11 protein-coding genes are annotated in these 12,272 nt (G+C 66.8%); 9 read left to right on the top strand and 2 right to left on the bottom strand.

The window, feature by feature from the left end; all coding sequences use genetic code 11:
- Positions 1-76: 76 nt before the first annotated feature.
- Complete coding sequence (locus EO139_RS18445) at positions 77-2,158, bottom strand: 3-hydroxyacyl-CoA dehydrogenase NAD-binding domain-containing protein (protein ID WP_126971867.1); 2,082 nt, start codon at positions 2,156-2,158, stop codon at positions 77-79.
- 235 nt (positions 2,159-2,393) lie between these two features.
- Between EO139_RS18445 and rpoE the strand changes: the two genes are divergently transcribed.
- From rpoE to recO, 9 genes are all read left to right on the top strand, one after another.
- Positions 2,394-3,014, top strand: a complete 621-nt coding sequence (gene rpoE / locus EO139_RS18450) for an RNA polymerase sigma factor RpoE (RefSeq protein WP_043908138.1) — start codon at positions 2,394-2,396, stop codon at positions 3,012-3,014.
- A complete protein-coding gene (locus EO139_RS18455; protein WP_126971869.1) occupies positions 3,011-3,898 on the top strand; it encodes a sigma-E factor negative regulatory protein in 888 nt (295 codons plus the stop codon). Before rpoE ends, EO139_RS18455 begins: the two co-directional genes overlap by 4 nt.
- Before the next feature lie 109 nt (positions 3,899-4,007).
- Positions 4,008-5,588, top strand: a complete 1,581-nt coding sequence (locus EO139_RS18460; protein WP_119128971.1) for a DegQ family serine endoprotease — start codon at positions 4,008-4,010, stop codon at positions 5,586-5,588.
- 186 nt (positions 5,589-5,774) lie between these two features.
- Positions 5,775-7,565, top strand: a complete 1,791-nt coding sequence (gene lepA, locus EO139_RS18465) for a translation elongation factor 4 (RefSeq protein ID WP_161960003.1) — start codon at positions 5,775-5,777, stop codon at positions 7,563-7,565.
- A 104-nt stretch (positions 7,566-7,669) separates the two neighbouring features.
- Entirely contained in the window at positions 7,670-8,470 is an 801-nt protein-coding gene (gene lepB, locus EO139_RS18470) for a signal peptidase I (RefSeq protein WP_126971871.1), read from the top strand.
- Between the two features lie 28 nt (positions 8,471-8,498).
- Positions 8,499-8,876 carry a DUF4845 domain-containing protein gene (locus EO139_RS18475; protein WP_104585853.1) on the top strand — a complete coding sequence of 126 codons (378 nt, stop codon included), beginning with the start codon at positions 8,499-8,501 and terminating at the stop codon, positions 8,874-8,876.
- A complete protein-coding gene (gene rnc, locus EO139_RS18480) occupies positions 8,866-9,546 on the top strand; it encodes a ribonuclease III (protein WP_104585872.1) in 681 nt (226 codons plus the stop codon). Before EO139_RS18475 ends, rnc begins: the two co-directional genes overlap by 11 nt.
- The gene (gene era, locus EO139_RS18485) at positions 9,543-10,442 is read left to right on the top strand and encodes a GTPase Era (RefSeq protein WP_104585851.1); all 900 of its coding nucleotides are present in this window, start codon (positions 9,543-9,545) and stop codon (positions 10,440-10,442) included. Before rnc ends, era begins: the two co-directional genes overlap by 4 nt.
- Positions 10,443-10,665: 223 nt before the next feature.
- The gene (gene recO / locus EO139_RS18490) at positions 10,666-11,388 is read left to right on the top strand and encodes a DNA repair protein RecO (RefSeq protein ID WP_119128972.1); all 723 of its coding nucleotides are present in this window, start codon (positions 10,666-10,668) and stop codon (positions 11,386-11,388) included.
- 151 nt (positions 11,389-11,539) lie between these two features.
- Here the strand turns inward: recO and EO139_RS18495 are convergent, their stop codons facing one another.
- The gene (locus EO139_RS18495) at positions 11,540-12,262 is read right to left on the bottom strand and encodes a response regulator (RefSeq protein WP_104585847.1); all 723 of its coding nucleotides are present in this window, start codon (positions 12,260-12,262) and stop codon (positions 11,540-11,542) included.
- Positions 12,263-12,272 lie beyond the last annotated feature (10 nt).

Raw genomic sequence — 12,272 nt, forward strand, 5'->3', positions numbered from 1 at the left:
CAACCTTCAGTGCACCACCGTGGCCGAGTGCATGGCGCTTGGGTATCTGGCCGAGCTCGAAGGCCGCGTCAACGCCTCACGCCACCGGCTCACGCAACAACGGCGACTCCCAGCCCGGGCGCGGTGCGAAACGCTCGCCATGGCGCGCCTGCAGAGCCAGCAGGCGTTCCAGTAGCGCGTCGGCGCCGACACTGCGGATGTGCTGGATCGGGCCGCCTCGGAACGGCGCAAAGCCGGTGCCGAAGATCACACCCGCATCGAGCAGGTCCGCATCGGCCACCACGCCGTCGTGCAGGCAGGCGACCGCTTCGTTGAGCAACGGCAGGATCAGGCGATCTTCCAGGTCTGCCGGCACCGCGTAGCCGCTGGCGACCTCGGGCTTGACCGCGCGCCCGTTCTCCCACTTGTACAAACCCTGGCCGTCCTTCTTGCCGCGCTTGCCCGGCTCCACGGTGGCCAGTGCCGCGGGAATCGGCAGGTGCAGGAAGGGCGCGAGCTCTGCGCCCACACCGGCGGCGACATCCAGCCCCACCGTATCGATCAGTTCGATCGGCCCCATCGGCATGCCGAACTTGACCGCCGTCTTGTCCAGCACCGGGCCCGGCACGCCCTCGGCATACGCGGTGGCCGCTTCGAGCAGGTACGGGAACAGCACGCGATTGACCAGGAAGCCCGGTGTGCCGGCCACCGGTACCGGGAACTTGTCCAGCGCCTTGCAGAATGCCGCCAGGCGCGCCACGTTGGCCGGATCCAGCCCGTCGTGCTGCACGATCTCCACCAGCGGCATCATCGCTACCGGGTTGAAGTAGTGCAGGCCGGCAAACTGCGCCGGGCGCTGGAGATGCCCGCGCAACTCGGTCAGCGGAATCGACGAGGTATTGGTGGTCAGCAACGCATCGGGCTTGAGCTGCGGCTCGACGGACTGGTACAGCTCGCGCTTGGCCTGCGGGTTCTCGATGATCGCTTCGATCACCAGGTCCGCCTGGGCCACGCCCGCACCGGCCAGGTCGCCACGCAGGCGCGCGGCCACTGCCGGACGCTTGGCCTCGTCCTTGACGCGCTTGGCGAACAACTCGCCGCCACGGCCCAGTGCGGTGTCGATGAAGCGCTGCTCGCGATCCTGCAGCGTCACCTCGAAGCCCTTGTAGGCAGCCCAGGCCGCGATATCGCCGCCCATCACGCCAGCACCGACCACATGCACATGGCGAATCGGGGGCAAGGCCGCAGCGCCGGCGTCCTTGCCGCCCAGCGCCTTCAGGCGCTCGGTGAGAAAGAAGATGCGGATCAGGTTGCGTGCGGTCGGCGTACTGGCAAGCTTGACCACCGCCTTGCGCTCGGCCGCCAGGCGCGCCTGGATGCCGCTGCCGCCGGCACGTTCCCACACGTTGATCAAGGCGTAGGGCGCCGGGTAATGCTCCTTGCGCGCTTTGCGTGCGACCTGCTTGCGCATCTGCGGTGCCAGCAATTTGCGCGCGAGCAGGGTATTGGTGGCCCATGCGGTGGCGCGCTGCTTGAACGGACGTTTGCTGCCGGTGAGCGCCAGCGCGGCGGCGACATCGACCAGCACCGCCGGCGCGGCGACCTTGTCGACCAGGCCCATGGCGCGTGCGGCCTTGGCCGCGACGGTGCGGCCGGTCAGCATCAAATCCATCGCTGCCGGCGCACCGATCAGGCGCGGCAGGCGGGCGCTGCCGCCCCAGCCGGGAAAGATGCCGAGCTTGGTTTCCGGCAGGCCGATGCGGGTGCTGGCATCGTCGGAGGCCACGCGATACCGGCACGCCAGCGCAATCTCGGTGCCGCCGCCCATGCAGAAGCCATGGATCGCCGCGACCGTGGGGCAGGGCAGCTCGGCCAGCTTCTGAAAGACGCTCTGGCCACGATGGATCGCATCGTTGACGGTGCCCTTGCGGTCGAACTCCTGGAATTCCTTCAGGTCGGCGCCGGCGATGAAGCCGTTGGGCTTGCCCGAGCGCAGCACCACGCCCTTGGGCGGGTCCAGCGCCAGGCGTTCGACCAGCGCGCCCAGTTCGAGCAGCACCTCCTGCGAAAATGCGTTGACCGGTGCGCCCTGGCGATCAAGGCTGAGCACGACCACGCCGTCCTCGCGCAGGTCGGCCTGCCAATGGCTGAATCGGAGCCCGTCGAAACCTGGAAGCATGCGTCTGGCCGTCCGGAGATATAAGGAAAGGTCGTTATCATCCAGAGGTTGTTTCCTTCACGTCAAATACCCATACCTGTCGGCAGGGCGACGCGCGCCTGGTGCGAGGCGTCGCCAGTAGCGCATCGGTGCAGCTAGCCTGTTGCGTGACGATCGTACGGATCGGTATGAACTTTTCCCTTCAATGGTTGTCTTATTGCCCGACTTCGGTGGGCTGACAGGAGTGCGGCCCGACATGGCCGAAGTCGATACACCTCAGGAGCTTGACCTGGAACTGGTCCGGCGTGTGCAGCGCGGCGAGAGCGCAGCGTTCGATGTGCTGGTGCGCAAATACCAGCACCGCATCGTTGCGTTGATCGGGCGCTACATCGCCGACTGGAGCGAATGCCAGGACGTGGCCCAGGATACGTTTGTGCGCGCCTACCGGGCGATCAACAGTTTCCGCGGCGACTCGCAGTTCTATACCTGGCTACACCGCATTGCCGTCAACACTGCCAAGAACCATCTGGTTGCGCACAACCGCCGTCCGCCCACCGACGATATCGAGATCAGCGATGCCGAACAGTTCGATGGTGCCACCCGCTTGCGCGATACCGACACCCCGGAGCGTGAACTGATGCGACAGGAGCTGGAACAAACGGTGATGCGCGCGGTCCAAGCCTTGCCGGAAGAGCTCCGGTCGGCCATCACCCTGCGCGAGGTGGATGGGCTGAGCTACGACGAAATCGCGCGAAAGATGGATTGCCCGATCGGAACGGTGCGCTCGCGCATCTTCCGGGCGCGCGAGGCCATCGACATCGAGCTGCGGCCTCTGTTGGAGACCGAAAGCGCTACCCGTGAGCGACACCGTGTATGAGCCATAACCCTGCCATGTCCACCACCGACAAGTTCGAGCGTCACTACCGCCAGCAGCTGTCTGCGCTGGTGGATGGCGAATTGAGCGCCGACGAGTCGCGCTTTTTGCTGCGCCGCCTGGCCCACGACGAAGAACTGGCCGGCTGCCACGAACGCTGGCAGCTGTGCGGCGATGTGCTGCGCGGTGCGGCCAGCGCGCCGGCACCGCTGGATTTTGCCGCGCGCGTGCGCAGTGCCATCGCCGATGAGCCGGTGCCGCAGACGCAGCCAGCCACGCGTCCGGCCACGCGCTGGCGCTGGGGTGGTGGCGCGGCGATTGCGGCATCGGTCGCGGCGATTGCCCTGTTCATGGCGCGCGAGCGTCTGCCGGAGACCGCAGCGCCTGCCACGCAGGTCCCGGTGTTCGCCACCGTGGCACAGCTGCCTGCCACCGCGCAGGCTCCCACCACGCCCGTGGCGCCGAAGGGGCCGGCCGAGCCTGGCCCGGCAGCCCCCGACGAGGTCGCCGCGCTGGCCGCAGCGGTACCGGCTGCCGCGCTGGCATCCACTCGCCGTGGCGCGGCCACGCGCAACCAACAGGTCGCCCGCGGCATCGCAGCGCGGGAGCAGCAGGCGCCAGCCCGCGCGCTGGCATCCGCTGCTCCCGCCCCGGCGGCCGCCACGGCCGTTGCGGCGCCATCGAATCCGTTCACGCATCCGGATACCACCCTGCAGGCGCGCCCGTGGCCGCGTGCGGCGCTGTCCGGTTCCGGCGACAGTCCGCTCAATGCCAGCTTCCGCCAAGGCGGCCAAGGCACCGCGTTCTATCCGTTCGAGCCCGCGCCGCAGGGTGTTGCCAGCCCTGCGCCAAGCCAGCCGCTGCCGGTGCAGCCGCCGCAGGATTGATACCGCCGCCGCTCTTCATCCGTTCGGCGCTTCCCCTTCCGTTATCGTGCCGGACCCCTGCAACGGCAGGGGCTTTGGCCCCTGTCGCCCTGCCATCGGAGGCAACCTGATGAACCACCGCATTCGCACCCAGATGTTCGGCCTGATCGCCATGACCTTGCCGCTGGCCGCCTGCGCGCAGCAGTCCGCGCCCGCTGCCAAGGACGTTGCCCCGATTGCCGCCAACCGCAGCGCCACGCCGGCGCCGCAGCTGGTGGCCGGGTTGCCGGACTTCACCAATCTGGTCGAGCAGGTCGGCCCGGGCGTGGTCAATATCGAAACCACCATCACCCGCAAGGACGCCATGGCGCGCCAGCGGCGCGGTGGTCCGGGTGGGCAGGACGGCGGCGCGATGCCCGGCGACGAGCAGATGCCGGAATTCTTCCGTCGCTTCTTCGGGCCGGATTTCCAGATGCCGGGCGGGCCGCGCCAGGGGCCGGGCCAGGGCGGCGATGACGATGGCGGCATCGCCGGCAAGTCGATGGGTTCGGGCTTCATCATTTCGGCCGACGGCTATGTGCTGACCAATCACCACGTGGTCGATGGCGCCAGCGAGGTCACCGTCAAGCTGACCGACCGCCGCGAGTTCAAGGCCAAGGTGGTCGGCAGCGACGAGCAGTTCGACGTGGCGTTGCTCAAGATCGACGCCAAGGGCCTGCCGACGGTGCGCCTGGGCGATTCCAACACGCTCAAGCCGGGCCAGTGGGTGGTGGCGATCGGCTCGCCGTTCGGCCTGGACCACTCGGTCACTGCCGGCATCGTCAGTGCGACCGGGCGCAGCAATCCGTATGCGGATCAGCGCTACGTGCCCTTTATCCAGACCGACGTGGCGATCAACCAGGGCAACTCCGGTGGCCCCTTGCTCAACACGCGAGGCGAGGTGGTCGGCATCAATTCGCAGATCTTCTCCGCCTCGGGCGGCTACATGGGGATCAGCTTCGCGATCCCGATCGACCTGGCCTTCAGCGCTGCCGAGCAGATCAAGGCCACCGGCCACGTGAGCCGCGGCATGCTGGGCGTGGCGGTCGGCCCGATCGACTCGCTCAAGGCGCAGGGCCTGGGCCTGCCGGATACGCGCGGCGCGCTGGTCAACGACATCCCGCCCGGTAGCCCCGCCGCCAAGGCCGGGATCGAGGTGGGCGATGTGATCCGCGCGGTCAACGGCAAGCCGATCGATGTCGCCAGCGACCTGCCGCCGATGATCGGGCTGATGGCGCCGGGTACCAAGGTCAACCTGGACGTGCTGCGCGATGGCAAGCCGCGCAAGGTAGCGGTCACCCTGACGACGCTGGACAACCCGGCTGGCAACGCCGCACCGCGCACCGCTGCCGACGACGCCAAGCCCGGCGCACCGGCCAGCGTGGAGCTGCTCGGCCTGCAGGTGGCCGATCTGACCGCCGTCGAGCGCAGCCGCCTGGGCCTGGAAGCAGGCGAGGGCGTGCGCATCGCCGCGGTGACCGGCGCGGCAGCACGCAGCACCCAGCCGCCGTTGTCGCCGGGTCTGGTCATCGCCCGCGTCGGCCGCACCAAGGTCGGCAGCGTCGCCGACCTCAACCGCGCCCTGTCCAGCTACAAGAAGGGCGACGTGGTCATGCTGCTGGTCACCGATGGCAAGGCGACCAGTTATGTGGCCTTGAAGGCCGGCGGCTGAGGGAGGAATCGGGAATCGGGAATCGGGAATGGCAAGAGCGGCTCTGCGAGGTGAGAGCTCGCCTGGCTTTTCCGATTCCCCACTCCCGATTCCCAATTCTCGGCCCCGCGGGGCCGTGGCGTGCGATAATGCTGCGTTACCCTGACGACGGCACCGCCGGCGCCCACCTCAATGTCCTCTGATTCAATGCGGAATATCCGCAACTTCTCCATCATCGCCCACGTCGACCACGGCAAATCCACCCTGGCCGACCGGATCATCCAGCTGTGCGGCGGCCTGCAGGCGCGCGAGATGGAGGCCCAGGTGCTCGACTCCAACCCGATCGAGCGCGAACGCGGCATCACCATCAAGGCGCAGTCGGTGTCCCTGCCGTATACGGCCAAGGACGGGCAGGTCTACCACCTGAACTTCATCGACACCCCCGGGCATGTGGACTTCTCCTACGAGGTCAGCCGCTCGCTGGCCGCGTGCGAAGGCGCGCTGCTGGTGGTGGATGCGGCCCAGGGCGTGGAAGCGCAGTCGGTGGCCAACTGCTACACCGCGGTGGAGCAGGGCCTGGAAGTGGTGCCGGTGCTCAACAAGATCGACCTGCCCACCGCCGACATCGAGCGGGCCAAGGCCGAGATCGAGGCGGTGATCGGCATCGATGCCGAGGACGCGGTGGCGGTCAGCGCCAAGACCGGTCTGAACATCGACCTGGTGCTGGAAGCGATCGTGCAGCGGATTCCGCCGCCCACCCCCCGCGACACCGACAAGCTGCAGGCGTTGATCATCGACTCGTGGTTCGACAACTACCTGGGCGTGGTCTCGCTGGTGCGCGTGATGCAGGGCGAGATCAAGCCGGGCAGCAAGATCCTGGTGATGTCCACCGGCCGCACCCATCTGGTCGACAAGGTCGGCGTGTTCACGCCCAAGCGCAAGGAGCTTGCCGCGCTGGGCGCCGGCGAAGTGGGCTGGATCAACGCCTCGATCAAGGATGTGCACGGCGCACCGGTCGGCGACACCCTGACCCTGGCGGCCGACCCGGCGCCGCATGCATTGCCCGGTTTCCAGGAAATGCAGCCGCGCGTATTCGCCGGACTGTTTCCGGTCGATGCCGAGGACTACCCGGATCTGCGCGAGGCGCTGGACAAGCTGCGCCTGAACGATGCGGCGCTGCGCTTCGAGCCGGAAAGCTCCGAAGCGATGGGCTTCGGGTTCCGTTGCGGCTTCCTCGGCATGCTGCACATGGAGATCGTGCAGGAGCGGCTGGAGCGCGAGTACAACCTCAACCTGATCTCGACCGCGCCGACCGTGGTCTACGAAGTGCTCAAGACCGACGGCAGCATCGTCCCGATGGACAATCCATCCAAGCTGCCGCCGCTCAACAACGTCGAAGAGATTCGCGAGCCGATCATCCGCGCCAACATCCTCACCCCGCCCGATTACGTCGGCAACATCATCACCTTGTGCGAAGAAAAGCGCGGCACCCAGATCGGCATCAACTACCTGGGCAGCCAAGTGCAGATCAGCTACGAGCTGCCGATGGCCGAAGTAGTGCTGGATTTCTTCGACAAGCTCAAGTCGGTCTCGCGCGGCTACGCCTCGCTGGATTACCACTTCCTGCGTTTCGATGCCGGCCCGTTCGTGCGCGTGGATACGCTGATCAATGGCGACAAGGTCGATGCGCTGTCGATCATCGTGCACCGCAGCTATGCCGACCGGCGCGGCCGCGAACTGTGCGAAAAGATGAAGGACCTGATCCCGCGGCAGATGTTCGACGTGGCGATCCAGGCCGCCGTGGGCTCGCAAATCATCTCGCGCTCCACGGTCAAGGCGATGCGCAAGAACGTGTTGGCCAAGTGCTATGGTGGCGACGTTTCGCGCAAGAAAAAGCTGCTCGAAAAGCAGAAGGAAGGCAAGAAGCGCATGAAGCAGGTCGGCCGCGTGGAGATTCCGCAGGAAGCCTTCCTGGCTGTCTTGCAGATGGATAAGTAGCTGGGAATGGTAAATCGGGAATCGGGAATCGTAAGGGCGCGAGTGCTCCTGCTGTTCCTATTCCCCATTCTCGATTCTCGATTCCCTTTCCGAAAGGAACATCAATGAAATGGTTTGAAATCGCCCTGGTTGTGCTGACGCTGGGCACCGGCTTCATCTGGCTGCTGGACAAGCTGTTCCTGGCCAAGCGCCGCGCGGCACGCGCCGGTCTGCTGGACAGCGAGCCGGCGATCATCGATTACTCGCGCGCCTTCTTTCCGGTGCTGGCGGTGGTGTTGATCCTGCGCAGCTTCGTCGCCGAGCCGTACAAGATTCCGTCCAGCTCGATGATGCCCAACCTGCTGATCGGCGACTTCATCCTGGTCAACAAGTTCGCCTACGGCTTCCGTCTGCCGATCACCAATACCAAGTTCATTCCGACCGGCGAGCCCAAGCGCGGCGACGTGGTGGTGTTCAAGCCGCCGCATGCGCCCGACCAGAACTGGATCAAGCGCGTGGTGGGTCTGCCGGGCGACAAGATCGGCTTCCACGGCGATACGCTGTACATCAACGACAAGCCGATGCGTTACACGGTCAAGGGCGAGTACATCGGCAAGGGCAAGGGCGCCGAGATGACCGGCACCACCTTGCTGGTCGAGGACTTGCCGGGCCGCACCCACACCGTGCTGGAGTGGGTCGACCGCAACATGCCGGCCGGGCAGGGCGACTGGACCGTGCCGGCGGACAGCTATTTCGTGATGGGGGATAATCGCGACAACAGCGAAGACAGCCGATTCTGGACCCAGACGCACTTCCTGCCGGAGGCCAACCTGCGCGGCAAGGCGTTCCTGATCTGGCTCAATTGCGAAGGATGGTTCTGCAGGGGGAGTTTCGATCCGTCGCGGATCGGGACCGGAATCCAGTAATGCACGCACGGCGTGCCGGGGAAGCACAATGAAGCGCAAGCAAAGCGGTATGACGTTGACGTCGTTCGTGGTGGTGCTGGCGGTGGTGGGCTTTGCCCTGTACATCGGGATGAAGCTGTTTCCGATGTACCAGGAATACTATTCCGTGCGCACGGCCATGAAGAGCCTGGCCAAGGAGCCCGATAGCGCCAACATGGACCCGTCCAAGTTGCAGGACCTGTTCTTTCGCCGGCTGTACATCAACTACTCGGAAAACGTCAAGAAGGAAGACGTCAAGTTCGAGCGCGTGGACGGTGGCTGGCGCATGAAGGTCAACTATGAAGTCCGCCGCGAATTGATCGGCAATCTTGATGTCGTCGGCAAGTTCGAGACGTCCCAGGACATGACGGGACGTGGTGGCGAATAGGACATTCCAGCGTGGCGATCCGATCGGGCATGCGTTCGCCGATCCGGGTCTGCTCGCCCAGGCGCTGCGGCATCGCAGCGCCGGTACTCCGCATAACGAACGACTGGAATTCCTTGGCGACGGCATCGTCAATCTGCTGATCGCCGAGGCGCTGTATCAGCGCTGGCCCAAGGCCGACGAAGGCGCATTGACCCGCGCGCGCGCTGAACTCGTGCGGGAAGGGGCGCTGGCGGTGATCGGCCGCGCCCTCAACCTGGGCGAGCGGCTGACGCTGGGCCCGGGCGAGCTGAAGTCCGGCGGCCATCGACGCGATTCGATCCTGGCCGATGCGGTCGAGGCGATCGTGGCGGCGATCTATCTGGACTGCGGCTTCGAACGCTGCCGCGCGGTGGTGCTGCCGTGGTTCGAGCCCTCGCTGGCGGCGCTGCCGGTGGGCAAGGCGGAAAAAGACCCCAAGACCCGGCTGCAGGAATGGCTGCAGGCGCGGCAACTGCCGCTGCCCAATTACGCGCTGATCAGCGAAAGCGGCGACGAACATGCCAAGCAGTTCCATGTCGCCTGCATCCTGGAGCAGCCCGTCGCCCGCGCCGAAGGCCAGGGCACCTCGCGTCGCCTCGCCGAGCAACAGGCGGCCACCCTCGTCATCGCACAACTGGATTCGAACACGTGAGCGCAACCTCTTCCCCCCACCGTAGCGGCAGCGTTGCGGTGATCGGCCGGCCCAACGTCGGCAAGTCCACCCTGACCAACGCCCTGGTCGGCGCGAAGGTCAGCATCGTGTCCAACCGGCCGCAGACCACGCGCCATCGGTTGCTGGGCATTGCCACCTTCCCCGAAGGGCAACTGGTGCTGGTCGACACGCCCGGGCTGCATCGCGAGCAGAAGCGCGCGATGAACCGGGTGATGAACCGCGCCGCGCGCGGCTCGCTGGAAGGCGTGGACGCGGCGGTGCTGGTGATCGAAGCCGGCCGCTGGGACGACGAGGACACCCTGGCCTTCAAGGTCCTGAGCGACGCCGAGGTACCGGTGGTGCTGGTGGTCAACAAGGTCGACCGGCTCAAGGACAAGACCGCGCTGTTCCCGTTCCTGGCCCAGGTCAGCGAGGGGCGGACGTTCGCGGCGGTGCATCCGGTGTCGGCGCTCAAGCGCAAGGGCCTGGAGGCGCTGGTCGGCGACCTGCTCAAGCTGGTGCCGGAAGCCGATGCGATGTTTGGCGAGGACGAGATCACCGACCGCAGTCAGCGCTTCCTGGCCGGGGAGCTGGTGCGCGAGCAGTTGATGCGTCAGCTCGGCGAAGAACTGCCCTATGCCACCACCGTGGAGATCGAACGCTTTGCCGAAGATGGCGCGCTGCTGCGCATCGGCGCGGTGATCTGGGTCGAGCGCGAGGGCCAGAAGGCGATCGTGATCGGCAAGGGCGGTACCCGCCTGAAGGACATCGGCGGCAAGGCGCGGCTGCAGATGGAGCGGCTATTCGGTGCAAAAGTGTTCCTGGAAACGTGGGTGCGCGTGCGCGAAGGCTGGTCGGACGACGAAGCGGCATTGAAGGCGTTCGGATACGAATGAAGCCGGGACCTGGGACCCGGGACCCGGGACCCGAGAGCAGCGCCGGATCGGCCGTCGCAAGGCGGGGTGGACCGGTGCTGCGCAGCCAGCCATGTGCTGGTCACGCCGCACGCGGGGCTGGCGAATGCGATGACGCGCTCCTTCGGCGGCATGTGGATCGAATGCCTGCCCTGGCATTTCCCGGGCCCCGGTTCTCCGGACGTCGCTCAGGGCTCTGCAGCGCATGCTGATCGAACACGAACGCGGGTTCGTCCTGCATGTGCGTGCCTGGCGCGAGACCAGCCTGCTGGTGGAAGTGCTGAGCGAGCAGCATGGGCGGGTCGGGCTGTTGGCGCGCGGGGTGCAAGGCCCGCGCAAGCAGGCCCTGCGGGCCGCGCTGCAGCCATTGCAGCTGATCCAGTTCACCGCGGTGCAACGCGGCGAACTGGCGCAGTTGCGTCAGGCCGAGGCGCTGGATACCGCCCCCCGCCTGGCGGGCGAATCCATGTTGGCCGGTTTCTATATCAGCGAGCTGCTGCTGCGCCTGGCGCCGCGCAACGATCCGGTGCCGGAATTGTTCGATTGCTATGCGCAAGCGCGGGCGCACCTGGCCTCTGGCCTGCCGCTGGCCTGGGGCCTGCGCCAGTTCGAGCGCGATGTGCTCGATGGCCTGGGCTTTGCGTTCGATCTGCAGCACGACCGCGACGGCCAGGCGATCGACCCGGCGGCGCGTTACCGGCTCGATCCGCAGGAAGGCGCCTTGCGCGTATTGAGCGAGGCGATGGCGCAGGATCGGCGCGACACCGTGACCGGCGCGGCGCTGCTGGCCTTGGGCCAGGACGTCATGCCCGCGGCCGACGACATGCCTGGCCTGCGTCGCAGCATGCGTGGCGTGCTGCTGCATCATCTGAGCGGACGCGGGCTGAAATCCTGGGAAATGCTCGAGGATCTGACGCGGCGGCGTTGAGGGGCGCAAGGCTGCTCGACCAGGCCTGGCGAGCAGTGCGCGGACGCACGTCAGGGTCCAGGTGGACCCGCCGCGCACGCATGATGCTCGGTGTCGCGCGTCCCGACTGCCGACGCTGCGCCGCGTCCAAGAGCATCGGCGCCGTCATCCTTCAGTGCAGCAGCGCAGCCACCGCCGCGTGGAACTGCGTCTGTGCCGTGCTGGAATGCGGGTCGCCGCGCAGCAGGCGCACTGCGCCGGCAAGCCGCGCCGCGCCGACAAATCCGCAGCTGGCCTGCAGCCGATGCAGATGGCTGCGCAGCGCCTGATCGTCGCTGACCTGCAGGGCCGAATCCACCGCATCGCGGGTGCCTGGCAACTCGGCCAGGAACAACTCGCGCAGCGCGTTGAGATGGTGTTGCTGGCCGTTGAGCGCGCTGAGCGCGGCCGCTTCGTCCCAATCGCTGGCAGCGATGTCGACCACACCCACCGGTGCCATGCTGTAGCGGCCGCGCGCCAGTCCGCGACGGACTGCCTGCAGCAGGCGCTCGGAGGTCAGCGGCTTGACCAGCATTTCCAGGAACCCATCGGACTGCAGGCTGCGTTGCATCGCCAGATTGGTGTCCGCGGTGTGGGCCAGTGCGGGCACGTCAGGGTGCAGCAGGCGCAGTGCCCGCAACAGGCCGCTGCCGGTGCCATCGGGAAGATTGACGTCGATCAGCCACAGGTCGTGGCGACGTGCGCGCGCGCGGTCCAGTGCCGACGACAAGGAGTCTGCGCAGTCCACATGGGCGGGAAGACCGTCCAGCACCGCCTGCAGAAAGCCACGGCTGATCGGGTCGTCCTCTACCAGCAAGAGTCGTGGTTGGGGTTCCTGGCGTGTTGCCATGTTCATGCTGCCTCCT

This window comes from Xanthomonas sp. BRIP62411, assembly GCF_003993525.1.
In the GTDB taxonomy this organism is placed as follows: domain Bacteria; phylum Pseudomonadota; class Gammaproteobacteria; order Xanthomonadales; family Xanthomonadaceae; genus Xanthomonas; species Xanthomonas euroxanthea.

What these genes read in the sequence shown, in the direction of transcription:
- EO139_RS18445 (WP_126971867.1), bottom strand. Translation starts at nt 2,158, where the DNA reads ATGCTTCCAGGTTTCGACGGGCTCCGATTCAGCCATTGGCAGGCCGAC.
- rpoE (WP_043908138.1), top strand. Translation starts at nt 2,394, where the DNA reads ATGGCCGAAGTCGATACACCTCAGGAGCTTGACCTGGAACTGGTCCGG.
- EO139_RS18455 (WP_126971869.1), top strand. Translation starts at nt 3,011, where the DNA reads ATGAGCCATAACCCTGCCATGTCCACCACCGACAAGTTCGAGCGTCAC.
- EO139_RS18460 (WP_119128971.1), top strand. Translation starts at nt 4,008, where the DNA reads ATGAACCACCGCATTCGCACCCAGATGTTCGGCCTGATCGCCATGACC.
- lepA (WP_161960003.1), top strand. Translation starts at nt 5,775, where the DNA reads ATGCGGAATATCCGCAACTTCTCCATCATCGCCCACGTCGACCACGGC.
- lepB (WP_126971871.1), top strand. Translation starts at nt 7,670, where the DNA reads ATGAAATGGTTTGAAATCGCCCTGGTTGTGCTGACGCTGGGCACCGGC.
- EO139_RS18475 (WP_104585853.1), top strand. Translation starts at nt 8,499, where the DNA reads ATGAAGCGCAAGCAAAGCGGTATGACGTTGACGTCGTTCGTGGTGGTG.
- recO (WP_119128972.1), top strand. Translation starts at nt 10,666, where the DNA reads ATGCTGATCGAACACGAACGCGGGTTCGTCCTGCATGTGCGTGCCTGG.
- EO139_RS18495 (WP_104585847.1), bottom strand. Translation starts at nt 12,262, where the DNA reads ATGAACATGGCAACACGCCAGGAACCCCAACCACGACTCTTGCTGGTA.